This window comes from Bradyrhizobium sp. 186 (assembly GCF_023101685.1).
In the GTDB taxonomy this organism is placed as follows: domain Bacteria; phylum Pseudomonadota; class Alphaproteobacteria; order Rhizobiales; family Xanthobacteraceae; genus Bradyrhizobium.
Genome location: NZ_CP082164.1, coordinates 8,410,793 through 8,435,935 on the forward strand (window position 1 = coordinate 8,410,793; position 25,143 = coordinate 8,435,935).

The following is a 25,143-nucleotide window of genomic DNA, read 5'->3' on the forward strand; positions in this document are numbered from 1 at the left end:
TCGCGCCCGGCACCTCGATGACCACCTTCTCGGAGCAGTCCCGGACGACGTTCAGGCATGTCCCGGGCGCGTCTCCATCATATTGTCTGAACCGGAAAAGCGCCTCGCCACACGGCCCGACCAAATTCTTGCAGAAATCTGCTCGGAAGCGCGTGCGGTCGGCATCGAGTTCGACGGCATCATTCGCGATTGGCGGGTAATCACACGGCCCGACGACTTCTACTCGCTCTCGCCCGGGACTGAGGCGCTGCGATCGGAGCAAAGGACAGCGATTCCCAGAGAGCCCCTGCAGGCGATTACATCAAACAAATACCTTGTCACGGCGGAGGTTGCAGTCTTCTCGGGCAAACGAGCTGCCGCCGTCGTACTTGGGGTTAGTGAGGAAATCCAGCACGCAGCGACGAGCACTGAGTCAATGGCTCTTGCCGCTTCGAGGCGTGGTTGCTCAGCTAGCGACTGGGGATCGAATTCGGGGCTTCGTCCAAGTTCGGAGAGGAGCTGCCGCGGGATCAGACAATCCGCCTTGTCTCCCGTGCGGCCGCTGTCCATCCGCTCTCAAGCAGGCCGCAGCTCCGTCGGCCGCGCGACGCGGTCGCTCATCTGCGGTGGAGGGAATGCTCGTCGCCGATCGAGGCATGCTTTGCGGCATGCAGGCCGTGCCGATCTCGACGAGGCCGAAGAAGAAGTGGGGAAACCTGCCTTGCGCCGCCTGGGTAATCCGCGCACGCTGTACGAGGCAATTTGGATCTCTGTTGGCGTGTGGCGCGAATGCGAAGCGGCGGAACATCTTGACGCCGGCGTGCCGCGCCAGCTGGCGGCGCTGGGCGCCGTCGTGGTCATTCCGGTCGCGCTCAACTTCATCGGGCTGTCGAATTTCGCCGACCTGATGCTGCGCATCGCCAGATGGCCGGCGATGTTCGTCGCGGTCACGCTGGCCTTGGCGGCCATCTACCGCTACAGACCGAGCCGGCAGACGCCGCGCTGGCGCTGGGTCACCTGGGGCAGCGCGCTCGCAGCGCTTCTCTGGATTGCCGCCTCCGGCCTGTTCTCCTGGTACGCGGCCAGCTTCGGAAAGTTCAACGAAACCTACGGCTCGCTCGGCGCGGTGATCGGCTTCGTGACCTGGCTCTGGATCTCCGCCATCGTCATTCTGATCGGCGCCGAACTAGACGCCGAGATGGAACATCAGACCATGCGCGACACCACGACTGGCTCGCCGAAGCCGATGGGGAAGCGGGGTCCCAGAATGGCCGATACGGTTGGACAAGCACGCAGCGGCTGACGTGTTTCAAGCTTTCCGCAGGATAGGCGGACGCTAGTCCTCGGCCGGATGCTGCGCCCGCCCACGGCTGGTAGTTCTGCCGCTTGCTTGGACCGGGCCGCCGACGGACTTGCCCTCGGCGCGATCCGACCAAACGTTGGGACGTGCTTACGCGGCCTGCTGTTCGTGGCGCACGTACTCCATCGTGACCTTTGCGACATTGGCATCGATCCAGGCGGCCATGCGTTCTTCCTCCTTCAGCGAGGTTTCGAGCGGAGCGCGAGCCGAGTCCATGCCGGCCGCCGGACATAGCGTCAATAGCGACTTATAGGCGGCGATCTCGAAGTGCTCGAACGCGTTGTTCGCAAAGGTGTTCTTCAAAATCTCGTCGCCCGCCATGGAATGCGCCATTGCCATGGTATTCGCCGCGACCGATTGGACCGTGTCCTTGACACTTGAGGTGCTCTCACCGCACGCCTCCAGGCACTGCTCGAGCCGCTTCAATTGCTGGTTGGTCTCCTGAAGATGGGCGGCGACCTTCGCCTTCACCTCCGGATACTCATCCAACCTTTCGGATTGTCGTTCCATCAGTTCGCGCGCCTGGATTTCCATCGAATGCGCGTTTCTCAAGCCGACCACAAATATGTCGCGAGCCGTCTGGGTCACTTGCCTCTCCATTCCCGCCATTGGCCAAGATCGGCGGAAACAGCAGACGGCGCCCAATGTTCCTACCGAAGCCGGGGGTGCGCTGTTTATTCGCGCCCAACCGGCCCATCTCCAACTCGCGATAGCGCCCACGGCGAGGAATCGTTCGCTGACAGGAACAAACCACACCGGCTACCGTTCGGGGTTGATATCCCCTCTCCACTCCCGAGGCCTTCTATGTATCACCACGTCAAGAAGCTGATGTTCACCGTTCGCGTCGACGAGCCGGACCCTCGTTTCGGCAACATGCTTCTTGAACAATTCGGCGGGGCCAACGGTGAGCTCGCGGCCGCGATGCAATATTCGATCCAGGGTCTGAACTGCGAGGATCCGGATCGCAAAGACCTGCTGATGGACATCGGCACCGAAGAACTCAGCCATCTCGAAATCGTGGGCACCCTCGCCCGCATGCACCTCCAGCCGACGAAGTTCGATCGCCAGGCGGCCGAAGCCGATCCGCTGGTTGCAATTGCGGGCGGCGGCGGCGTGAACCTGTTCAATTCCCAGGGCAATGCCTGGACTGCCAATTACCTTAAGATCACTGGCGAGCTCGACGTCGACCTTCGGAGCAACATCGCCGCCGAGGCGCGGGCGAAGATCGTTTATGAGCGGCTGATCAATTTCTGCGACGACGCCGGCAGCAAGGATGCTCTGCAGTTCCTGATGACCCGGGAAATTACCCACATGAAGGCGTTCGCACTGGCGCTCGAGAGCATGGGCAAGCCGGCCTTCAGTATCGGCCGCATCGCGCCGACGCCGGGACTGGTCGACCAGTTCTTCAATGACTCCACCGGAACCGGTGATCATGGCGAGATCGACACCCGCGGGCCATGGAATGAGGGCAATGGTTGGGTCTTTACGGAATCGCCCGCCATTCAGGCCGAGCCCGGCGCATCGTCCGCGATCGTCACGGAAAGCTCGCCCCCGGACGACCAGGCCGGCCTGGGGGACCTGTTGATGGATGAGCTCCGCGACATCCTGCACGCGGAAAAGCAACTCACAAAAGCACTTCCGAAGATGGCCGAGGCAGCTCGCTTCGATCAGTTGCGTGAGCTGTTTGAGCAGCATCTCGTCGAGACCGAACACCAGGTGGAGCGCATCAATCAGTGCTTCGAGTTGCTCGGCAAGACCGCGCGCGCGAAACCTTGCAAGGGCATGATGGGGCTTGTCGAGGAAGGCCAACAGATCATCACCGAAGGCGAAAAAAAGGAGGACGCGGCCGCCGACCTCGCGCTGATTGGAGCGGCGCAGCGTGTGGAGCATTATGAGATCTCGGCTTACACGACGGCGAAGAACCTCGCCCAACAACTTCGTCACAGCGCTGTCGTCGCACTGTTGTCGAAGTCGCTGGCTGAAGAAGAGAATTCGGATCAGCTACTCAACCAGGTCTCCCGATCGCTGATGTCGGTGGCAAGAATGCCGACCGCACTCGAACAGGCGGAATAGTATTTGCCGGCTGCGGGCTAGACGGCGCCGCACGTAGGCGCCGTTTCGCTGCAGAACGGCTGGCAACCGGATGGGGTGCGCGCACCTCTACGCATAGTTCAGCGGCAGCTCATTGTGGATGTGGCAGGCCGCGACAGCGGCGTGCCCGAAGGCGACGGATATCTGGTGCAAGTCGCTGACGACGTCGCCGACCCCGTAGAGACCGCTGATCGTGCTTTGCTGCTTCTGATCTACCTTCAAAAAACCTTCAGCCGTATGATCCGCTCCCAACGCGAGCGAAAGCTCGGAACGAACCTCGCTCCCCATCGCGGCGTAGATCGCGTCGAACTCAGCCGAAGAACCGTCGACCAACCGCGCAACGATTTGGCGGTCACGCTTTTCAAGGCGCGCCAAGGCTGCGGTGGTTTGCACCTCTGCCTCGTCCGTCTTCGCCACCATCGAGCCCTCCTGTAAGTCGTCGATTGGAATGAGCACGACATCCGCCGTGAAACCGCGAAGAAACCGCGCCTTGCCGATGGCGTGATCCAGCGGCCCGACAACTCCAATCCTCTTGCCACACGCCTCGAAGCCGTCACATATCGGACAGTAGCGGAGCAGGCTCTGCGCGACGGCACTCACCCAGTCCTTCATGGGGGGATGCCGATCGACGATCCCGGTCGCAAGCACGACTTTGGATGCCCAGATGTTTGTGCCACGCACAGAGGCAACGAAGCTGCCCGTCTCTCCCGAGAGGGTGTCTACTGTGCCCTCGACCAGTTGAACGCCGAGCGCCGCCACCTGCTCCTTCATGCGCGCGAGCAGTTCGACACCCGAAATTCCGTGTGTGAATGCAGGCAAGTTATGGCTCTCGGGAATCAAGGCCGCGCGGCTGGCGTTCGCGTCGATGATCACGACCTTTCGTTTGAACCTCGCAAGGTAGATTGCTGCCATGAGCCCGCCCGGGCCCGCACCTACAATCAACGCGTCCACTTTCCCATGCATGCGGAACAATCGTTTGGATGCCGAAACGTGCGGCAGAGTTGCTCAAATCGTCCTACGCCTTCCGGCGACGAACCCGTAAATCAGCAACACGATGATAGCCCCGACGATCGCGCCGACGAGACCGACTCCCTCCCCAGGGCGGTACCATCCGAGCGACTGCCCAAGAAAAGTTGCAACGAATGCCCCGACGATGCCCAGGACGGTGGTGAGGATAAATCCCGACGGCTCGTTGTCGCCAGGCATGATGAACTTGGCAACGACCCCCGCGACAAAGCCGATAATTATCGTCCATATCACACTCATCCTTGGGCTCCTCGCGATTCTTAAAAGGTTACGCATTCCGGTCCGGCAGGCGGCCGCCGGGCGTATACTTGTCCACGGCCGCCGGAAGCTCACGCGATAGCCTCGCCAGCAGCTCTTCCTGCGGAAGGCCGGTCTGCTGCTCCAGCGCAGCCAAGATGTCCGTCCCAATCGCTTGCTTGAGCTGAGGCGGCGAGATGTCCTTGTTCGGCCCGTCGTTGATCCAAGATTGGGCGGCATCCGCTTGGCCGTTCTGCTTGAATCGTTCGAGGAGCTCTCCGAGCCCGCTGCTCAGAAGCCCGCCCACGCCAGATCCGCCTATCATGCCCGTTAGGTTGCCGAGAAGGCCACCCTGGCGGGTTTGCGGCTGTCCACCGGTCTGGTTGCCGGATCCGATTCCGCCGAGCATTTCGACCAGTTTGTCCCGATTCTGATAGCCCGCAATCGCGATCAATCCGAGCAGAGCGGTCAGGGATGGCATTCCTCGGCTCATGGCTTGCTCCCTTCAAGGGCGCAGACTTCAATGGTGGTCAGCTCTGCGAGGAGCGCTGTCGCACCTTGGTGAGCCCCTCGGCATGGTTCTACGCTGCTACGCGTTCACCTTTCCGCGTGCTGCATCCATCGCGTTGCTGCCGGTTTCCCGCAGACGCTCTACGGCTTCGGATCCGATATCATCGAGCTCAGCTTTAAGCGTGTCGGAAGCCTCGCGGATGCTTTGTGAGACCGCTCCGGCGCGCGCGTTGAGATCCTCTTTCACTTTGTCGCTGACTTCGCCGACCCATTCGCCTTCGATATCCGACCTGGCGAATGCGCCAGCGACGGCTGCACCGACGGCTAAACCTATGGCGCCGAGCACCAATGGTTGTCTCTCGAGCAGGTCGGAAAAAGACGATTGTACTTGTGCAATGGTCTCCTTCCGAGGCAGCGCCTCACTCACCTTGCTGAAATTCTCCCGCGCGTAAGCGACGCCTTCGCCGAACCGGTCCTTGATCGTGTCTGCAGCGCCCGATACAGCGTCGGAAGCGGTGCTCGCGGTCTCGCGCAGGGTGTCGCCGACGTGCTGTGACAATCCGTGATCCATCTCAGGAGCGGTTGGCGGACTGTTCGTGAATTTGGGTGCGTTCGACCGCAGATTGGCGCTGATGTCGGCGAGCGGTGCAGTCGCCGCACTGACCGAAGTTGCCGCGCTCTTCAGCCTCTCGTTGCCGAGCAACAGCCACAGCGCACCGCCGCCGATCAGGGCGGCAGCGAGCGGATTCTCGCGAACCGCTTCCCTGAGGTTTTGCATAAAACTGACTTCGGTGGCGCTCATCGGACCATTTCCTTCACGGTATCCTTGTCCTTTTCGAGCTGGCGCATCGTTTCGCGGGGCGCCAGCCTCCGGGCGTCAAGGCGGTTTATGCCGACCGCAAACAGGACGCCCGCCAACACCGCGGCAACCACCGCTGAGACAAGGTAGGAGATCGGTTGCGACCAGCCACCGGCAACCAAGGCGGCCGACAGCGCGAATAGGGCCATGACGAGCGCAGGAACAACCAGGACCGCTCCGGCTCCGAAGAAGCCGACCGCCCAACCAACCTGCTGAACCTTCTCGCCGAGCTCGGCCTTCGCGAGATCGACCTCGTTCTGGAATAGCTTTGCAAACTGGGAAAGCACATCACCCAGGAGGGCTGAGATGGTCCGAAGATCGGATTGGGTGTTCATGACGCATCCTCGTCTTGTGAGGATGAGGTCTGTTTGCCAGAGGCTCGAAAGAAACGTACGGCTGCGAAGCCGGCCAGGAGCGACAGTCCAAGGAAAGCGGCGGGCTGGCGCTTCGCAAAATCGGAGGTCCCATCGACGAGATCGCGGAAGGTTCCGTTGCGAATCTTCTCGGCGGCGTCTTCGACGTAGCCGGCGGCGGAATTGATGCCACGCGCGGCAAAGGGCGCATCGTTGTCAAATGCATGGGCGGCTTGCCGGAGATTTCCCGCGAGCCGGCTTACGAAATCCGCTCCGGAGCGCTGCTGCTCCTCGGCCTTGTCCTGGAAACGATCCACGGCTCCCTCGGCCACGTCCGAGGCAGCGTCGGCTGCCTCCTTGAATTTTTCGCGCGCGGCGTCCGTTGACACCTGCAGCGCATCGCCCGCGCGTTGCCTGACATCGGCGCCTGCATCGGCGACTTGGTCCTTCAGCGTTTGCGAGGAAGTCTCGTCCTGCCCCTGAGAAGCGGCTTGCCCGATTTGGGTATCAAATTCGCTCATGAGGATTTCTCTTCGGTTCGAGAAGGATTGAACGCCGCCGTTACGATGTCGTCGGCCGCTTCCTTCAATGTTTCGGACATATCCTGGGTCATGCGACTGGCGTGTTTGCCGAGATCCGCCTGGGACACGCTCTTTGCGGCAGCATCGGCCGCCGACAGCGCGGCATCCTTGGCTGTCTCGAATCCGGACTGGGCGGCCTTACCGGCAGCGCGCTTGGCACTATCGCTTGCCTTACCGACTGCGGCAGCTTCCGCCTTGGTGTCAGGAAGGGACGCTGCGATGATTGCGCCGATCGCAACTCCGAGGCCAGCGATCAGGGCGGCGTTGTCCCGGATCGTCTGCCGGGCGGTTTCCGGGGCCGCGGTAGCCTTGTCGCGAACGGTCGAGCCAATTTGCTCGATCTTGTCTTTGGCGGTTTCCGCGGCGGCATCTATGCCGGCCTTCACTTTGTCCGTGGTCCGCGCCGCCCGATCCTTCAGGTCGTCGGCCATTCCGGCCGCTCCGGCTTGAGCCTCGCCCGCCATGTCGGTGGTCCTGCGCCCTGTCTGCTCGCCAAGGAACTGGACACGCTCGGCAGCATCAGCCGCCACTTCCTTGACCGTTTCGACCGTCGGAGCCGCTGCCTCCGCTGTGCGGGCCCGCACGGTCTTCGAAGTTAGAGCGAGGCCTGCGCCGATCATTAAGAGGGGAAGTGGGAAGCCCCGTGCCAGCCGCAGGGCGGGCACCGCAACCGCAGTCCCAGCCGCGATCGCCTGCATCGGATTTTCCATGGCTCGCTGCTTGAGCGTGTCGAGCCAGCCCTGGGTTTTGCGGCCGACGAACTCGGAGACTTCCGACTTGATGGCTTGGGGCGACACCCTGTAGCGGAGGTCTTCTGTGGTGTCGGTGATCTGCGCCCTCAACCGATCGACGGTCGCTGCAAGCTGCGCCCGGCTCCGCTCGGACTCGCGCCTTAACTCCTCAACCGATCGTGGCATGGCCGTAACCGCCTATCGTTCTTGTTTGAAAGCGAACTCACGCTTTGTTGAATCGTTCCTCCGCGGATTTGGGGCCCCGGTTTCCCGTCGGACCTGAAGACTCGTTCCTATTCCCGAGCCCGGCGTACAGCCCCTCCAGCTTCTCCTTCTGCTTCTCTCAACGAGCCTCTTCGGCTTGAGAGCGATTTTCGACCACCGCGCGTTCGGCTTCGATGGTGCTCGCCACTTGATCATGCTCCCGCTCGGATTTCTCGAGTGCTGCTTGCGCCTTCACGACTGCCTGTTGGCGCCGCTCGCGCGCCTTCTCCCTGGCTCCGCGTTTCAGCCTTCGCTTCAACCTTCTCCTCCCTTTCGAAAGCCAGGGAGGCTTGCCCGCTGCTTTAACGGGTGAAGGAACGGACGGCGGAAGCAGACCGGCACATCGGATGGTGGTCGCGCGGACAACCGCGGCTAGTGGATTTTTCATCACCACCTATACGAAATATTCCTGAAACCCGCTGCTTCTATCCTCGGGCCGGCACAGGGGGTAAATTTGATCATCTGGTTTTTATCCGCCTTGTGCAGACTTCAGGGTCGCCGACAGGCGGCCCTTTCTTCGTTCCCTATCGCGGCGTCCTAACGAGGACGGCCATTATGCCAAAGGAAAATTGCCTGATCGTTCTTGCTGCCGGAAGACAATTGGATTTGTACGGGGCGAAGCCTCTCGCGTCGCAAAAGAAAGCAGTGCTGATTGGTGGAGCGATCGCCTCGAGATAGGCACGCGGTTTTGTTTTGTTGAGGATAAGGCCAAAGCGGCGTTCGCGCTAACCTGCGACAGCTTCGGCATTGCCTGCCGAGACGGCTAGCTCAAACAGACCCAAGCACCGAAACGCGCAGCGTGAATCGGCGAGCCTTGAGGAGCAACGGGTCTCACTGAGCTGGGGCTTTTTTGTCATCGAAGTCGGCGGCTTCGGCGTTCCGCTTTTCGGGGAGCCATCGCGCCGTATTTCTTCCGCTTGGCTTGCCACCCATTTTATTGGCGCAGGCCGGGACCCGCCAGAAATCCCGCGGCGATTACGACGCCGCCCGAATGCGACGATTGCGAAGTGGGGCAATAGCTCTTAGGACTGACATTTGCTGCTCCTACTATGCTTATCCAAAACCGCCGCGTAAATATGCGCGTGGCTTGGAGAGCCTATTCCAAACCGACTTCTGCAAGCCGACTTCGGATTGCGAGCGATTTCCTCTAGCCAGAGGCCCGCCAGCGTGAACCGGCGGGCCTCTGGTCTCAGCGTTTCAGCCGTCGGATGCGTCCTCAGCAGGCGGTTCGTCTGGAACACGTGCCGGCAGAACAGTGCAGGCGCTCCGCCCTAACGAATTAATGCGCCGAGTGTTACCGATTGTATAACTGGAAGGCCAAGTATGGCAGGATGGACGTCTCCGACGCCAAGCGCCTGAAGGCCTTGGAAGACGAGAACGCCAAGCTGAAGAAGCTGCTCGCCGACCAGATGCTCGAAGCCTCGGCACTACGCGAGCTTCTGTCAAAAAAATAGTAGGACCCGCCGCCAGGCGCGAAGCCGTCGCGCATCTGCAGGCCGTCATGGGCCTATCGGAGCGTCGGGCCTGTTCCTTCGACTGCGCCGATCGCAAAGCAGTCTCGCCGACCGCCAGAGACGGAGTTGCACGGCAGGTTGCGTGACCTCGCCAACGAGCGCCGACGCTTCGGCTATCGGCGGCTGGTTCATCCTGCTCAGGCGCGAGGGCGAGGCATCCGGGTCAACCGTATCTACCGTCTCTATCGCGAGGAAGGTCTGACGGTTCGCAAGCGTCGGGCGCGACGACGAGCCGTCGGCACGCGGGCGCCGATCCTGTCGAGGCAAAGCCGAATGCGCGCTGGTTGGATTTCGTGCATGACCAGTTTGCCGGCGGCTGGCGCTTCCGTGTGCTCAACATCGTCGACGACGTGACGCGCGAATGCCGCGATCCCGGACACCTCGATCTCCGGCCATCGGGTTGCTCGCGAGCTGACGGAACTGATCGCCCAGCGCGGCAAGCCAGGCATGATCGTCTCCGACCACGCACCGAGTTCACCTCGAACGCCATCCTTGCATGGTCGAAAAGGATCACGGGATCGAATGGCACTACATCGCGCCAGGCAAGCCGATGCAGACGGATGTTGTAGAATAGCCCTATCGGCTCAGAATGCCGCCTTTTCCACAACCTTCGTCTTGCCGGGCCGAGTCCGCCATCGGGAAGTCGCTGCTGTGTATGCAGCTTCCGCCTTCTCGGCTTGCGCGCAGTGGCGACGGCCGCGATATGCTTCGATTCGCGAGGCTGGGAAGTGCGACACGAACCGTTGCAAACCGGTGGATCGGAAGCCCTGCGCGATTCGTTCCCGTTTTCGCAGCGGCACATGCGAATGCTCAACGCGATCGTCAGCCCCTTGTGCCAGCGATGCTCGACTTGCGGCATCTGGGTCTTTGCCGCGCCCGCAATTTGTCGGTGGTCATGCGCCTGGGCCCGCAGCCCCGCTTCTTCAGCAACCGGGGTCGGCAGGCGCTTGGCAGCCTTGGCCTTGCGGGCAGTTGGACGATCTCGTCGAGCACATAGGATGCGCTCGAGGTACCCGAGCGCGAGGTTGGTTGGCATAACCTGCTGCGGATAAGCCGGAGCTCGCTCAAACCACCACCTATCAGGGCAGCGAATTAGACCTTTTCCGCTTTGGGAATCTCAAGTGAGTCAGCCAACAAGCTCGTTGGTATTGGAGGCTGGCTGAGTGGCGGCCGCCTCGCCGCGAAGATAGGCGTGCAGCGCCTTCACGCAGGGATCCGCATTCTTTTTGTCTTGTTTGCGGGGCGGCACGAACGTGATATCGGCTTGTGCATAAAGCGGCGTGCGCTCGCGCATCAGTCGGCTGATTGTCTGATCCCGGTCGGGGCCTTGCAGCAGCGGGCGGTTGATACCTTTCCTAAGGCGATGTTGGATCACGTCGAAGTCGGTGTTGAGCCAGATCGAGACGGCTTTCTCCCCGACGAGACGCCGGGTCGGCTCATGCATGATCGAGCCGCCACCAGTCGCGATCACCGCGGGCCCTTCATTGAGCACACGCGCGATTACCCTCGCTTCGAGCTCCCTGAACCACTCCTCGCCATGGGTATCGAAAATCCGCGGTATCTCTTTACCGGCCTCTTTTTGGATCTTTTGGTCGGTATCGATGAAGGGCAGCCGCAGTCGCTCGGCGATGGCCGGGCCAATGGTGGATTTTCCGGCGCTCGGCATGCCGACAAGCACGATCGGCCGCACGCCGAGGGCCGCGATAATCTCGCTTGCCTCCGTTGACCTGGCGATCTCGGGCATTCTTGATTGTTCGAAAGCTCGCAATCCAAATGCCGCAGCGGCGCCGCCCTTACGATCTCCTTCGGCTCCCCAGTGGTGTATGCCCAGGGCGCCGTCGGGGATCGCAATCTGTGTGCAGACCTCTCTCGTCCGCTGCACCAGTTTCTCGGCCTTAGCTTGCTCCAAAGCATCCTCGCTTGATTGCCGCCGCAGCCTGCCGAGAATTTTATAGGTGTCGTGATTGGCAAGCTTGGCTTGATAGCTGCCTGGCGTGTGGAATTCCACTTCGAAGCGATAAGCTTCCGCCGTGGTGAGGACTGTCTTAATGCCGACGAAAGTCGGACTGCGCATTCTGAACCAGTTGGTTGTCTGGCGTTCGGTGTAGTCCCGCTCCTCAAAGGCCAGCATGGCTTTCTTGAAGGCACGTGTAAAATCCTTGTCAGGAATTTCTAAGACGTGGCGTACGGCGTTGCTGAAGAGCTGTGGGGCGCTGCCGGGCGGGATGCTCATGCCGGTGAGCTGATCTGTCATGGAGGCATGCGATTTCAAGCGGCGCTCCAGATGGGGCATCTTCACTTCGATGCCGGCTTCCGCAAGGATTCCGGCAATCTCGCATGCCGCTGCGGTGATTTTCCTCTCTTCGGCTATAGCTCGGTCAGCCTCATTTTGGGCGCGTTCTGAGGCCTCCTCGCGGGTCAGCGTGATCATGTCAGCATCGTCGGCGGCGGGCCGGAGGCCGGAGGGTTTGCGCAAAATGCCCTGCTCCGCAGCGAGTTTGATCGAGGTCTCCATGATTGAAGCCGCCAGAGTGGGGTTGTCCCTCAGATCCTCCAAGGTCGCATCGACATCAAACCTTCCGTGGGCGAGGGTCGCCGCCACGCCCTTGACGTAGGGCACGGACTTCAAGCCCGGCGTCTCGTAGAGGAGCCGCTGAAGGTGACTGCTCTTCTGGAAAAAGAGGTTGGCGCCAGTATCGGATTTATAGGCATCAGTGCCGACCTTGATGCCGAGGCTCAGCAAGTTGTTTGCGCTTTTTACGAGGTCGTCCGCATTGTAACCATCCGGGCGGGGATCGATGCGGGGAGGATAGTGGTCGAGTAAAAGCTGGATGCGGTCTCGTGGCTGAGGCGTTGCCGGATAGGTCTCCGCCAGATCCGGGAAAAGATTGCAGAGCCTTGCGCTGAGGCTCGGGTTTGCGGCGTTCGAGCTTTCGATTGTTTCGGGCAGGGGTTGCTCATTCGGCTTCACTGCCCATGCCGCTAGGTCGTCGACGAGCAACTCGGCCATTTCGCGAGCAACCAGATGTTTGGCGACCTCAATCTCGCTCCTCGCTCTCGCAAACGTGTTCTGGATATCCTGGCTACTCACCTCTTCCTGGCCCAACAGCTGACGGATCTCTCGCCTGAGCTCGTGGTGAACGCCCTCATAGGTGCCAAAGACAGCACGCTCGGCAAACCAGCGTTGTGCTTCATGGGATTGAGCCAGAAAGTTTCGCTGCAGGCAGCTATAGGTTTCCAGGACATCCTGCGTGGCGGCGAGGATCTGGCGGGCGCGACCGAACTGGTAATTGTCGCCCTCAAGCGCCGGGGTATGCGACTTTGGCGGCTTCAGCGACGGAAGTCCGAGAGCTTGCTCCTTGCGATCGAACTGGCGCACATGCTCATAAAGCTGCGGCCGGTCGCCGACGATGACGACGGTGTCCCCGTCGAAGTCCCCGTCAAGTTTTTTCTGTTCACCGATCGGGACGGCAACCAACGAGCCCGGAGCGAACACCTCGGTAGCCTGCAGGATGCCGACGCACTCGAGCGGCGTGTCCACCTTGGCGCGGTCCTTGCTCGAGGTCCAGCTCGAATGGCATTTGACGTCCTCGGCAGACATCACCAGCCCACGGTCGGCGTAGTCGGCCGGCCACATGTTATCCGGCACAACCATCAGAATGCCTTTGGCAAAAAAAGTCGGATCGTCGCCCGCCAGTTCCTTCCCCGACTTCTGGGCGACATTGAAGCTGTATTGGATGGCTGTGCAGTTTTCGAGGAACACAGCGGTCGGGTCCCCCTTAACGGCCGACTTGACTCGCTCGGCGGCAAACGGGCGCAGATTGGGCTTGTCGTAGGGCGAGCGCCCGATCAGCACGCCGCTCGCCCCCATCAACGTCTCGCTCTTGAGCGTCGGCACATGGAGACAGTCATCGCTGGACGGTACGGCAACCGCGCCGGGACCGTCGATGTGTCCGGCCGTCACGGTGCGAAACAACTCTTCAGACGTCAACTCTCGCCCTTGTCTGCTCTCGAGCCAGGTTTTGGCCTTCTCCCGCGCCTCATCGGTCACCGGCTCGCTTCGGGGATAGTGTTGCAGCGCCGATGCGGGAACGGACATTCTTCTTCCCTCACCAAAGGCAGGCACCCGATCAGGACCTTCCTGTCGGCGGGCGCGATTTACAGCTGGCATACGGTTGGCCAGCGAGGCCTTGATGAAACCGCAACCATCATGCGGCCGCAAGGCGATCGGGCCTTCTGGCCCAGCCAGCTTGAAGGGATGCTCCTCGCCGGCAGGACGGTCCGGCAGCAGCGACAGTTTGAAGGCGCCCTCCAGCGCGTAGTCCCGAGGACCTAGGTCCTTGATTGCCGGCGGCGCGGCAAAACCCCTGCGTTGAGTGTAATAGTATGCCTCTTTGAAAGGGGCCCAGGCACGCGACAGCTGCTCGAACGCTGTGCCCGGCGCCGTTTCGGCATACGGAATCGCCAGCAGCTTTCCCCCGGAAGACTCTGCCCTCGCCCCACCTGGAAGGCGGGCGGCGATCTGCGACACGGGCTTTTTGGGCGGCTTTAACTTGCTTCCGCCGAACAGGTCCATGCGGTATGGCACACCCTCGACGGTGACCGTACGCGCCAGCATGAACGCGCTCGGCTTTCCTGGCAGCTGGACCGCGACGACGGGCAAAACCCCCGAGGTCAGGCGATGAAAAATCGAATAGCGTGTCTCGGGCTCCGTGGCCACTGGCCGGCCCTGCATGTCCACCACTGACAACTGCATAAGTCCCGCGTCACCCTGCGGAGGTCTGGGCTCGTGGGCCATAGTTCGCAACACTTGATGGACGTCGAACACGGACGCTGGATGTTGGGCCTGGACCGTCGCCGCATTCTGCGCCAAGAACGTGTCCAGCGCATCGACCGGACTCTCCGCCGCGATCTCCGCCATCAGGTTCCAGCTCATGTTGGAAAGATCGCCTTCGACGAGGCCGCCCGTTTTGTCCAAAATCTCCTTAGTCTTGCGCTGCAGCTCTTCCTGCCTCACCCGCAAATCGGACTTCTTGCCTTCGACATAGGGCCGGCGGAACAATGCCGCCAAAACCGCACGGGCCTTGAGCGTTTGATAGATCGACAAGGCGGGGCCACGGCTCGAGTACGGCCCTCGGGCTCGCTCGGCATCGCTTGCTTTGAGATGCCCCTCGATCTTGTGCTCGACGATCGGTTGAATGTCGTTCAGCAAGTTTAAAGCCCGCCTCCGGTGCCAGCGCAGGTGCGGGCTGCGCGCCAGCGGCAGCAGAGCGATGCAGAGAGTACCCATGATTTCGAGGTCGTTCTCAGCGGCAAAACCAGGGGCTCGATGCAGTTCCGTCAGCCGGTCTAACCCCGTGCGTGCGAGCAAACCGAGATCGTCAAACAATTGAGCCTTAGCCAGCGCTTTGAAAATCATGGCGATGTTCAGAACCTGGGCCTGCTCCAGGCGATCACTGGCATAGTGAAGGTAGTGGGCCAGATCGTGCAGCCGATTCTTCAGCAGAGCGGTCTCTATGATCTCTCCAGTGCCCTCTCCCCTCGTGACACCTCGCCCCAGAGCATTGGCTATCATGCTGAGCTGAGTTGTGGTGAACGCTCCGAATCGGAGGTCTCCCGAGCCGAGTTTGCCCGCTATGTCGATTATCGCCCCATGGCACACCGCCTCTTCCGGCCACTTGCTAAAGCCGTTCACCAGGATCGCCAGTTCCCGCGGAGTAAACTCAGAGAGCCGGTTGTCACGGCGAGAGACCTCGTTGGCAATCGCGACTGTGGCTTGGCGAGTGTCCTGCTCTTGCAGCCACTTGCTGAAACCGTTCACCAGGTTCGCTAGACCCTGCGGAGTGAAATCAGACAGCCGGTCGGCGCGAAGGACCTCATCGGCGATTACAACGGTGGCCTGACGTGAGTTCTCCTCTTGTGGGCACTTGCTAAAGCCGTTCACCAGATTCGCTAGGTGCTGAGAGGTAAAATCGGAGAGCCGGTCGGCGCGGCGAAGCACCTCACCGGCGATCACAGCGATGGCGTGACGTGAGTTCTCCTCTTGTGGCCACTTGCTGAAACCGTTCACCAGGTTCGCCAGACCCTGCGGATCAAACCCAGAAAGCCGGTCGGCGCGGCGACAGACCTCACCGGCGATCGCCAGCGTGGCGTCGCCACAGCCCGTCTCGTCAGGCCACTTGCTGAAACCGTTCACCAGGTTCGCCAGACCCTGCGGATCAAACCCAGAAAGCCGGTCGGCGCGGCGACAGACCTCACCGGCGATCGTCAGCGTGGCGTCGCCACAGCCCGTCTCGTCAGGCCACTTGCTGAAACCGTTCACCAGGTTCGCCAGACCCTGCGGATCAAACCCAGACAGCCGGTCGGCGCGGCGACGGACCTCGTCGGCTATTTCAACTATAGCGCTGCGGCAGTCTGTCCTTTCCGGCCACCTGCTGAAGCCGTTCACCAAGCTCGACAAGTGCTGGGGAGTAAAACTGGAGAGCCGGTCCGCTCGGCCAGCGCGGCGACGAACCTCGTCGGCGATTGCAAGTATAGCGTCGTTGCACTTCGCCCCCTCGGGCCACCTGCTGAAGCCGTTCACGAGGTTCGACAAGTGCTGGGGAGTAAAATTGGAGAGCCGGTCGCCGCGGTGATGGACCTCGTCGGCGATTTGAACTATAGCGTCTCGGCAGTCCTGCGGCCACTTGCTGAAGCCGTTTACCAAGTTCGCCAACGCCTGTGGATCAAAATCAGAGAGCCCGACATCGCGGCGGCCCGCGCGGTAACGCACCTCGACGGCGATTTGAACTATAGCGTCTCGGCAGTCCTGCGGCCACTTGCTGAAGCCGTTCACCAGGTTCGCCAACGCCTGTGGATCAAAATCAGCGAGGCAGACATCGCGGCGACCCGCGCGGCGACGGACCTCGACGGCGATTGCCCTCATCGCACCGCGACACTCCGCCTCTTCCGGCCACTTGCTCAAACCGTTCACCACGGTAGCCAGGTTCTGCGGACCAAAGTCAGAGAGCCAGACATCGCGGCGGCCCGCGCGGTGACGGACCTCGCTGGCGATTGCCCTTATAGCACCGCGACACTCCGCCTCTTCCGGCCACTTGCTCAAACCGTTCACCACGATGGCCAGGCTCTGCGGACCAAAATCAGAGAGCCCGGGAGCGCGGCGGCGAATCTCAGCGGCAACTGCTATTGTGGCCTCACGAGAGTTCTCCTGTTCCGGCCACTTGCTGAAGCCGTTGACCAGCAGGGCGAGACTTTGAGCGTTGAGCTCCGAAAGCGCTCCGCGTTGCTCACGAAAAAACCTGGCGATTCGGATCATTCCATTGCGACATTCCGCCACCCGGGGATATCGACTGAACGACAATACGAATAGGGAAAGCGTTTTGCTTTCGACGTCGTTTAGCGCATTGCCGAGGCTCGACACCTGAGCTGCCATGGCCCTGCAAGCTTCCACGCCTGCCTGACCTCCAGCCTCCCGGCTCATCGTGTTGCATGAGGTGGCGTACCCCCATGTATTCCGGGCGCGGATATCTTGTTCCCATCTTGGGACAAATTCGCGTTTGAACTCGGAAGCGGCCTTTTGCAGGAATGTTGCGTGGTCCGCTCGACCCTGCAGCTTCCTGTCATACTCCACCACAGCGCATGAGAATTTAGTGATGTCGCCAGCGAAAGAAATGTCATGTAAAGCGTTATTAAGTAGGTTTTCCGAGTATCCACGCTTGAAGCTCTGTTCGGCTACATGGACGAAACGCCGCCTTCCCGGTCCTGCACCCGGGTCGGACTCCGTTTGCCTATGGGGTGGCACCGTGTCTGGTTGCGAGCTTCTGGATCCTTGATTGCCGAGCCAGGGTTTGTCATCAGAACCTAAAGAGGTTTCTTCTCGACCTGGCGCTCCACCCTCCGGCACTGGGGGAAAACCGCACCGTCGCGCAGTGGCTTCACGTGGCGCAGCGCCCAAGATCCGATGTGCGCCAACGGAGGGTCCGGAAGATCTGTCGCCAAGGGCATCATCGGCACCGCGCGCAATGCGAGCGAAGGACGTCCTTCTATCTTGAGGCCCAGAGTGCATCCGCTCCAGGACGGAATCGAACGATTGGCTGCCTTCCCCAGGGGCAAGACTTGATTCCGAGTTCGCCGCCTTCGCCAGTCCCTGCGCCTCGGACAACATCATCTTGAGCCGGACTGTTTTCTCGTGCACTTCGTGCACATGCGCAAGCGTGAGCAGGCCGCGTCGACGAGGCTCTTCCAGCGCGTCCAGACAGGCCTGCATCTCGGCGGCCTGCGTCTGCAGGCGCTCGACCACGATGCCCACTACGTGATCGGCGTCCTCGGGCTTCATCTGGCGCGCTTGCGAGACGGTCCTTTGCTGACCAGCCAGATCGAACTGCAAAAGTTCGTCCAACCGCTTGACCAGTGGCGCCAACGCCTCCGTCGACGCCGGGGACTGCCAGACCGCCGAGTGTGCCGCCGCCGACGACGCACTTGCATGCGGCTCCTTGGCGCTCACAAGCTTCTTCGTACCTAGATCCGAGCGCACGAGAACCTTGTCCGCTGGCGCCGTGTCGCTGTCGCCCGCGGCGACTTGCGGCTCGGGCCGCCCGGCCGAACTCGCGGCGTCAGCAGCCGGCTTGCGGTTGCCTTTCCCCTCCCTGCGCGCTGCGGTGCCTTTGGCCACCGCTGCCTTGCCGGCAGTGTCGGCCGGTATCGTAGCGCCAGCGTCGGCCGGCGGTGCAATGATGGCTGACGTTTTCAGCTGCAGTGCCAGGAAGTGCATGACCTCGTGCGCAGTGATCCGTGCGTCGTCCACGATCTGGCCCAACAGTTCCAATGGGAGGCTGGCACCTGTTCGGTTATCGCTTAGCTTGGCAAGGATGTCGTCGTGCAACGCCAACGCAAATTCCGAAAGCCGTTCCATGACTCCTTCCAGAACGGTGCAGTGCTCTGCGTCGAGTGCCGCTCCGTCCTTGTGCAGAACGGCTTCCTCCGTCGAGAGGAATGCCGGAAAAACATCCTCGACAAAGGTCCCGAGCAGATGCACCCCCCCGTTCTCACCCATGAGGGCGTCCCTCACGGCTGGTTCAAACGTGCTCGCCTGAGACTCAATCATAAGTTGCGCGAGCGCAATCCGCGATTGCAGACACATGTACCCCGCATGAAGTACCAAGCCGGTATTCAGGCGTAGTGCGGCCTCTTCGGGCTTCCGCATCTCGGGCGTCGTGCTTGGCAAGTTGGCGGTGGCCTCGCAGACGGACACCATCCGTTCCGAGCGCAACAGCTTCTTTCCCCACCACTCGATGACAGGCACATGGTCCTTCACCATACTGGAAGCCACTCGGCTCAGCTGGTCGGGGGTAGCGTTGGATTCCAAAATCCGCTGGAACAGGGCTGCCGAATTCTTTCTGCGCTCTTGCAAGGCGGGGATAGTCGGTGAGGCCAGTGCGTTGCATTGGTGGGCCGCATCGAGCACGGCATAGCGGTATCGACGGGCCTCAGCGTCGGACAGAATGCTCCGCGCCACGGCCGGGCGCAGGCTCGCGTAGTAGTCCAGAACTGCTGAGCCTGCTTTGACGAACCGATCGGTCAGCTCTTGCGCCTCCTCCGAGTTCTGGGCTTGCATGGCCGCATTACGGCAAGCGTCAAGTTCCTCAACCAGGCGATCCATGTGTCGCTTTGTTGCGTTGATTTCTTCCTCTGATGAGGAAATGGAGACTGCCACACCCGAAGTTGGCGGCTGGCTGGCGACCGGCGTCGTGTCTCCACCCTCCGACACTGAGGGAAAGCCGCGCCGCCGCGCAGTGACTGCACGTGGCGCAGCGGCTGCACGTGGCGCGGCGCCTAGGATTCGATCTGGGCCAACGGAGGGACCGGAAGACCTGTCGCCAAGGGCATCGTCGGCACCGCGCGCCATGCTAGCGGAGGGCGTCCCTCTATCTTGGGGCCCAGAGCGCATCCGCTCCACGACGGAATCGAACGATTGACTGCCTTCCCCAGGGGCTAGACTTGAGTGCGAGCGTGAACTGCTCGATCCGGCTCCAGCATCCCCAATGCGCGATCTGCCAGATCGGCCAATGCCCGTCATATTCCATCTCTGATAAAGGCGAGAATCGCTGCTTATGATGTTGCGGGCTGATGTCGCTCAGCCATGATGTATCAAGGCTTTGGCCCATAAGTGCAATCGCCCAGATGGCGCATGGCATGAGGTCTGAGGAACCTGCGGCATGTTTTCGTCAACCGTCATGGTCAGCCCGGACCCACGACGGCGTGGCCTACATCCTAGCCAAAGTACACGCCAGCCGCCGCACTCGCTGTCCTCAGTTTTGCAGAGACAGAGTGGAGGTTTGATTGCACACTGCCTTTCACCGGCACCGTTCTTCGTCCACTTACGCGAAGATGAACTGCCGGTAGAACCACTCCGGCTAAATGCATCCGGGCAAACATGTTCGCGAATCTTTGGCTTCCTGCATCCGTTTGCCCGGTGGCTCCCGACTGATTCGCTTCGTCAGCTTCGCCACTGAAGTGGACATCGAACGAGGCACCAATTCGACCATACATGATGATTCGCACTCCTGCGTTTGCATTGGGTTCAACCTGGTGAGGCGCGGCAGGCCTAGATAGACCGCCTGGCTGACGATTAGCTGACGAAGGCGTTCTCCCGGACAGATAAAGAAAATCCGACCTGGCTCAAGCGTTAATGAATCGGGCTGCGGCCTACACCGGCCGGCGAAGGCCGCAGGTCAGGCCGCCTGGGCCTGCGGTCGGGCGCTGTCACCTTATCTGAGGAGCGTCTTGAGCTGGCTGGGACGAAGAGATTACGGAAGGTTGAGAATATCGTGACGAAGCGCTGCAGGCTTGGCTGCCGCACCACACAGCGATGATCTCGTCGCAAGGTCACTCCTTTCCGACGGCACGGATCCGGCAGGGGGTTCAGTCTGAGCATCGGTCCGGTCGGAATCGGCGCGAACCTTTCGAACCAGCTCACGCGCCTGCGCATCGGTAAAGCTCTCGCGCGCGGCGCAATGCCTTTCAATCGCTTCCGGATGGGTGCGCCAAGCCTGGTAGAGTTCATAGAGAGCGCGGATCGACGAGCTCTCAAGCCGCGCTCGAAGAAAATTCTGGCATGCTTTGAACCGAGGCGAACCGCGACACCCAGTCTCTTGGCTTGCCGAAACGCCGCCCAAGAGCTCGGCGTGGGGTCGGGTGGCTTCGCTACATCAACGATTTTACATCGCCAGCGGACGCAGAGAAAAACGTCGGCCCGGCTCTTTCTGCCGGTACGCCCTACATCATCCATCTCTGTGAAGGCACCGACATTGGGACGAGAGACTATTTCGACAACCTGAAGAAGGCCGACGGCTCCTGGTTGATTGGTCCGCCACTCGTCACGATTAACTGTGTCGCGCTCGACGGTCCTCAATTCCAGACGCTCGCAACCAATCGAGGAGCCGGCGTGGTCTGGTCCCCGCTCAGCAATTTTCTGCTTTACGGAGCAACCACCAAGGTCGCCTTGGCCCGCCAGGCCGGATTGCCCGTGGCAATCGGTTGCGACTGGGCGCCGAGTGGGACAAAGAACCTGCTAGGCGAGCTCAAGATCGCAAAGTTGGTGCGATCATGAAGGCGGCCTTTTCACCGATCAAGAGCTCATCGATGCGGTTACCCGCGTTCCTGCCTCGATGATCGGCTGGGATCCCTATGTCGGATCCATCGAACGCGACAAGGCGGCCGACCTTCTCATCGTCGAAGGCACGCAAGGGGATCCTTGTGCTGGCCTCATCGCCGCCGATGAATCCAAGATTATCGCCGTCGTGAGCCGCCGCGCGACCCTTAAGCGACCCGCAGCATCCTAGGACGGCTGCGTTGCGGCGGATTTGCGGATTTCAAACCTAGCCGCGCGAACTGGGTCGATCAACGGACCACGTCCGCGGCCGTCCATCAGCCATGATCGCGCCACACCGAATGCATCTGCGTAGATGCGGCCAGTTTCAGCATCGAAATAGCGAGCCGCGATCTCGTGGGCGCGATAGGTGCCTTGATGCCACCCAAACCTGACCGCGGCCTCCCGGCTGGACTTGAAGCCGGCCGCCTTTCAGGCAGCGTGCAGACTGACGGTTGGGTCGGTCCGTGTCCCCCTTAGAAGGCTCCTTCATCCCCGATCTTCCCCGACGGCCTCTCCCTGTCGGTTTGGCCGTGCCCGTCGATTTCAAGGACTCGTTTACCGAGTGGAAGCCTGTCTTCCTAGCGCCTCATTTCGATTTTGAAGCGGGAATGCCGGCCGGCGAAGCCACCGCGTTCGAGGTTGATATCGTTCGGTTGCGCTTGGTCACGTTCGGTTTTCCGCCAACTGGGGCCCAAACGGGCGAGAATTTCTGCATAACCTATTGTTATCACTAAGCTTCATGATTTTTGCCAAATCAGTAACTTTGTCAACTGATCGGGAAAATCGGGGGTTTTAACCCGTTTTCATGCCGTTTTAGGCCAATTTGGGCCCCCTCATCCTCTCTTAAACCCTTTTCCGGCCGGTTCGCGCCAACTGCGGGCCAAATTATATTACTTTGAGGTATTTAGGTAGTGATAATTGGGTTCTCCAGGCACCAAGAATTTGGTCGGATTTTCGGCAACCGACTCGTCGATGAAAGCTGTGGGAGAGCTCGATCCTCAGGGCATATCTCGGAGGCCCTCGGCAAGCGTAGGCATAACCGGGTTCCTTGCCGATCGGCGGCCACATTCTCAGCCGGACAAGCGCCTATCGTCGGCCTTCCACCGGAAGGCGCGCTAGCTAGGTCCAGCTCGGCTTCTCGGTCTAAATGCGCCGTTGCAATAAATTATTGTAATTACGCAACGTAGATTTATTGAGAACGCTCAGCATAATACTATTGATGTAGAACAGCATTCAATTATTGTATTCGCACGACATCAAACTATCGAAACATCGCGAGCTGGGAATATGCCCTCCCTCCACGAAAAACTCGCCCAGTCCCTCACTGAGCTGAAGACCCTCAGCAACGGCGGAAAGCGACGAATCTTCCGGAGCGACGAACTTTCGCGCACCCACCGCGAACGGCTGGTGGAGGCCGGGTTCCTGAAGGAGATCATCAAAGGATGGGTGCTGATGACGCGACCCGAGGAGCGGTCGGGCGACAGCACGTCCTGGTACTCGTCGTTCTGGGAGTTTTGCCGCGCCTACTGCAACGAGCGCTTCAAGAGTGACTGGGTCCTCTCGGCAGAAAGTTCAATCCCGCTACTTGCAGAAAATCTTAACGTTCCGAAGCAGGTCGTGATCGCGGCACCGACCGCCAATAACCAAACCCAGCCCCTCCTCCATGGCACCTCCCTCTATCTGTACAAGGCGACCAAACTGCCGGTGACCCCGGTCGAGACCGCCGGGATCCAGACCTTTCCGGCGCCGCAGGCGATCTGCGCTGCCGCGCCAGCTTTCTGGCAGACGCAGAAGAACGACGTCATCGCCCTGCTCGGTTCGCAGAGGAATGCCAGCGCAATCCTAAAAGTCCTCCTGGAAGGTGGACATGCGGCCGTGGCGGGGCGCATCGCCGGGGCGTACCGACTGCTGGGTAACACGCGGGCCGCCGACGATATCGTCACCGCGATGACGGCGGGCGGGCACGATGTCAGGGAAGATGCCGATCCATTCAAGGCGCCGGTACCGATGCAGCTTCCAAGCCGGGCCACGCCACCAATCATGACGCGAATCCGTCTCATGTGGGCGGAGATGCGCGAAAAGGTGTTAGCAAATTTCAAGCTTGAGCCGCGGCGTATCAACGATCATGACGGTTATCTGGCCGCGATCGACGAACGGTACGCCTCGGACGCGTACCACTCGCTTTCTATCGAAGGCTACTCGGTCACGGAGGAACTGATCGAGAAGGTCAAGACCGGGAAATGGGATCCCAACGTCAGCGATGGAGATCGCAAACAAAGGGATGCAATGGCCGCGAAGGGCTACTGGGGTGCGTTCCAGCTGGTCCGTGGCGCGGTGGCCCGCGTGCTCAACGGCGAGGACGCCGCCGAGATCGCCGATCGGGAGCACCTCGACTGGTACCGGGCCCTCTTTCAGCCCTCAGTTCAAGCCGGCATCATCAAGCCCGAAAACCTCGCCGGTTATCGAACTCACTTCGTTTTCATCAGGAACTCGGGACACACACCGGTCGCTTGGGAATCGGTACCTGACGCCATGGAGGCTTTTCTTGATTGCCTGAAGGAGGAGAAGGATCCGCGCGTGAGAGCCGTGCTCGGACACTTCATATTCACATTCATACACCCTCTTCCAGACGGCAACGGCCGAACGGGCCGCTTCCTCATGAATGTCATGATGGCATCGGGAGGACTGCCTTGGACAATCATTCCTGTCGGCAGATGCGACGAATACATGCGGGCACTCGAGAGCGCGAGCGTACAAGGTGATGTCGGTCCCTTCGCCGCATTCCTGGCAGACTGTTGTCGTCGTGAACCGCCTCCGCCCCGGCAGAGCCTTCCGGGAGAAGTCCAAGCACTGGCGGACCTCGGTTGAGGATCGCGCCGGACTAGGGCCCGGCAAAAAGCCCAGTGTCACCAAATCGCGCGCGCACGTTGCGAGCCATCGCACGGCGAGATGCCGACGTGACCGGCGCCCGTGGGATAACCTCGGAGCGCGCGCGATCATGATCGGGATGACCAGCATGATGATGATCAGCGATCAAGCTGACCAGCACCGATCGCGATCGGCGTGATCCCGATCATCATCCTCGGCGGCATCAGCATGCCGATGTCCAGCAGCAGCAGCAGCACGCCATTCCTCCGTCAGCCTCAGAACGGACGGTGGGAGGCCGTTCTCGGCTGCAAGGTCGAGGTGCTGACCAAGGGCTTTCTTTCTCCCGACTCGCGCGGCAGCGCGCGGATGCCGAACAACAGTTCGGCGATGGTGACGCTGGAGAAAAACAGCGTCTCGGCCGCCTGGGCGTCGAGCCAGTCACGGACCGATGGATGCGGTTCGGGCTTCATCGCCTCGGAGACCACATTGGTATCGAGCAGGACCATTCGAAGCGCATCGGCTCAGCGGGACGCGCCTCGCGGCCATGTTCAAGTGCCTCGACATCGGCATTGGTGAGGCCGATCTTCCGGCTCATCTCCGAAAGGGCGGTGCCGAGCCGCAGCCGGCCCTCGGGACGCACGGCGGCCTCCAGAATGGCGCGCATTTCCGCTTCCGCGCTGCGATTGTGCTGCGCCGCGCGGACTTTCCCCTTGTAGGCAGCACCATTCTCAAGCGCGATCCTGCTGCACGACCGGGTCCACGAAGGTGATGTGCAACGTGATCGGCCCTCTGGAACCGTCGAGCAACACGCGAAGCCTGCTGCGCGTAGCACCGAACCCGAGAACGACTCCTTGCTTGCCGCTCAGACGCGGTCCAGCCGCTTCGCAAACGACTACACGCTCACCCACGGTCCAGTCGTGGAGCGTACTTTCACTGGCGCATGCCACTTTGAGTGTCCCAGGACTTTACCCGTCCCAATTCCAACCACGCCGAAAGAGACACGCAGTTATACGATCTGCACATCGGGTCCCTCCGGTTCCGACACGCCTCGAAATGCTGCAAGACTCGCATAATCGCGGCCCGACGCCTAGTCGAATGTTATGTGTATGGCGAGCTCTGC

General features: G+C 61.0%; 15 protein-coding genes and 3 pseudogenes. 6 read left to right on the forward strand and 12 right to left on the reverse strand.

Going from position 1 to position 25,143, the window contains the following annotated elements:
* Positions 1-640 precede the first annotated feature (640 nt).
* A complete protein-coding gene (locus tag IVB18_RS40340; RefSeq protein WP_346732582.1) occupies positions 641-1,282 on the forward strand; it encodes a YihY/virulence factor BrkB family protein in 642 nt (213 codons plus the stop codon).
* A 147-nt stretch (positions 1,283-1,429) separates the two neighbouring features.
* Here the strand turns inward: IVB18_RS40340 and IVB18_RS40345 are convergent, their stop codons facing one another.
* Entirely contained in the window at positions 1,430-1,927 is a 498-nt protein-coding gene (locus tag IVB18_RS40345) for a ferritin-like domain-containing protein (RefSeq protein ID WP_247985766.1), read from the reverse strand.
* A gap of 216 nt (positions 1,928-2,143) precedes the next feature.
* Here IVB18_RS40345 and IVB18_RS40350 point away from each other — a divergent pair, with 216 nt between their 5' ends.
* Entirely contained in the window at positions 2,144-3,412 is a 1,269-nt protein-coding gene (locus tag IVB18_RS40350) for a DUF892 family protein (RefSeq protein ID WP_247991849.1), read from the forward strand.
* Between the two features lie 87 nt (positions 3,413-3,499).
* On the opposite strand, the gene IVB18_RS40355 is transcribed toward IVB18_RS40350, so the two are convergent.
* The 7 genes from IVB18_RS40355 to IVB18_RS40385 all read right to left on the reverse strand — a co-directional run bounded on the left by IVB18_RS40355 (position 3,500) and on the right by IVB18_RS40385 (position 7,913).
* Positions 3,500-4,393 carry an NAD(P)/FAD-dependent oxidoreductase gene (locus IVB18_RS40355; protein WP_256476617.1) on the reverse strand — a complete coding sequence of 298 codons (894 nt, stop codon included), beginning with the start codon at positions 4,391-4,393 and terminating at the stop codon, positions 3,500-3,502.
* 42 nt (positions 4,394-4,435) lie between these two features.
* The gene (locus IVB18_RS40360) at positions 4,436-4,696 is read right to left on the reverse strand and encodes a GlsB/YeaQ/YmgE family stress response membrane protein (protein WP_247985768.1); all 261 of its coding nucleotides are present in this window, start codon (positions 4,694-4,696) and stop codon (positions 4,436-4,438) included.
* Between the two features lie 28 nt (positions 4,697-4,724).
* A complete protein-coding gene (locus IVB18_RS40365; RefSeq protein WP_247985769.1) occupies positions 4,725-5,186 on the reverse strand; it encodes a YidB family protein in 462 nt (153 codons plus the stop codon).
* 96 nt (positions 5,187-5,282) lie between these two features.
* A complete protein-coding gene (locus IVB18_RS40370; RefSeq protein WP_247985770.1) occupies positions 5,283-6,005 on the reverse strand; it encodes a hypothetical protein in 723 nt (240 codons plus the stop codon).
* On the reverse strand, positions 6,002-6,397 hold the full coding sequence (locus tag IVB18_RS40375; protein WP_247985771.1) for a phage holin family protein: 396 nt from the start codon (positions 6,395-6,397) through the stop codon (positions 6,002-6,004). The genes IVB18_RS40370 and IVB18_RS40375 overlap by 4 nt, the downstream gene beginning before the upstream one ends.
* Positions 6,394-6,936, reverse strand: coding sequence for a hypothetical protein (locus IVB18_RS40380; protein WP_247985772.1), 543 nt, complete (start codon positions 6,934-6,936; stop codon positions 6,394-6,396). Before IVB18_RS40380 ends, IVB18_RS40375 begins: the two co-directional genes overlap by 4 nt.
* Positions 6,933-7,913, reverse strand: a complete 981-nt coding sequence (locus tag IVB18_RS40385) for a DUF3618 domain-containing protein (RefSeq protein WP_247985773.1) — start codon at positions 7,911-7,913, stop codon at positions 6,933-6,935. Before IVB18_RS40385 ends, IVB18_RS40380 begins: the two co-directional genes overlap by 4 nt.
* A 1,382-nt stretch (positions 7,914-9,295) precedes the next feature.
* Between IVB18_RS40385 and IVB18_RS40390 the strand changes: the two are divergent.
* Positions 9,296-10,061 (forward strand): annotated as a pseudogene (locus IVB18_RS40390) (DDE-type integrase/transposase/recombinase); the annotation flags it as partial.
* A gap of 169 nt (positions 10,062-10,230) precedes the next feature.
* Here the strand turns inward: IVB18_RS40390 and IVB18_RS40395 are convergent.
* Positions 10,231-10,438: pseudogene (locus IVB18_RS40395) on the reverse strand (IS6 family transposase); the annotation flags it as partial.
* A 193-nt stretch (positions 10,439-10,631) separates the two neighbouring features.
* Complete coding sequence (locus IVB18_RS40400) at positions 10,632-19,163, reverse strand: shikimate kinase (protein ID WP_247985774.1); 8,532 nt, start codon at positions 19,161-19,163, stop codon at positions 10,632-10,634.
* Positions 19,164-20,660: 1,497 nt separating this feature from the next.
* Here IVB18_RS40400 and IVB18_RS40405 point away from each other — a divergent pair.
* The 3 genes and pseudogenes from IVB18_RS40405 to IVB18_RS40415 all read left to right on the forward strand — a co-directional run bounded on the left by IVB18_RS40405 (position 20,661) and on the right by IVB18_RS40415 (position 24,023).
* Positions 20,661-21,113, forward strand: coding sequence for a hypothetical protein (locus IVB18_RS40405; protein ID WP_247985775.1), 453 nt, complete (start codon positions 20,661-20,663; stop codon positions 21,111-21,113).
* Positions 21,114-21,129: 16 nt separating this feature from the next.
* A pseudogene (locus IVB18_RS40410) lies at positions 21,130-21,345 on the forward strand (amidohydrolase family protein); the annotation flags it as partial.
* Positions 21,346-22,442: 1,097 nt separating this feature from the next.
* Entirely contained in the window at positions 22,443-24,023 is a 1,581-nt protein-coding gene (locus IVB18_RS40415) for a Fic family protein (protein ID WP_247985776.1), read from the forward strand.
* A gap of 275 nt (positions 24,024-24,298) precedes the next feature.
* Here the strand turns inward: IVB18_RS40415 and IVB18_RS40420 are convergent, their stop codons facing one another.
* The gene (locus IVB18_RS40420) at positions 24,299-24,529 is read right to left on the reverse strand and encodes a PIN domain-containing protein (RefSeq protein WP_346732583.1); all 231 of its coding nucleotides are present in this window, start codon (positions 24,527-24,529) and stop codon (positions 24,299-24,301) included.
* Positions 24,490-24,762: a plasmid stabilization protein gene (locus tag IVB18_RS40425; RefSeq protein WP_247991851.1), complete on the reverse strand. Its 273-nt coding sequence runs from the start codon at positions 24,760-24,762 to the stop codon at positions 24,490-24,492. The genes IVB18_RS40420 and IVB18_RS40425 overlap by 40 nt, the downstream gene beginning before the upstream one ends.
* Positions 24,763-25,143 lie beyond the last annotated feature (381 nt).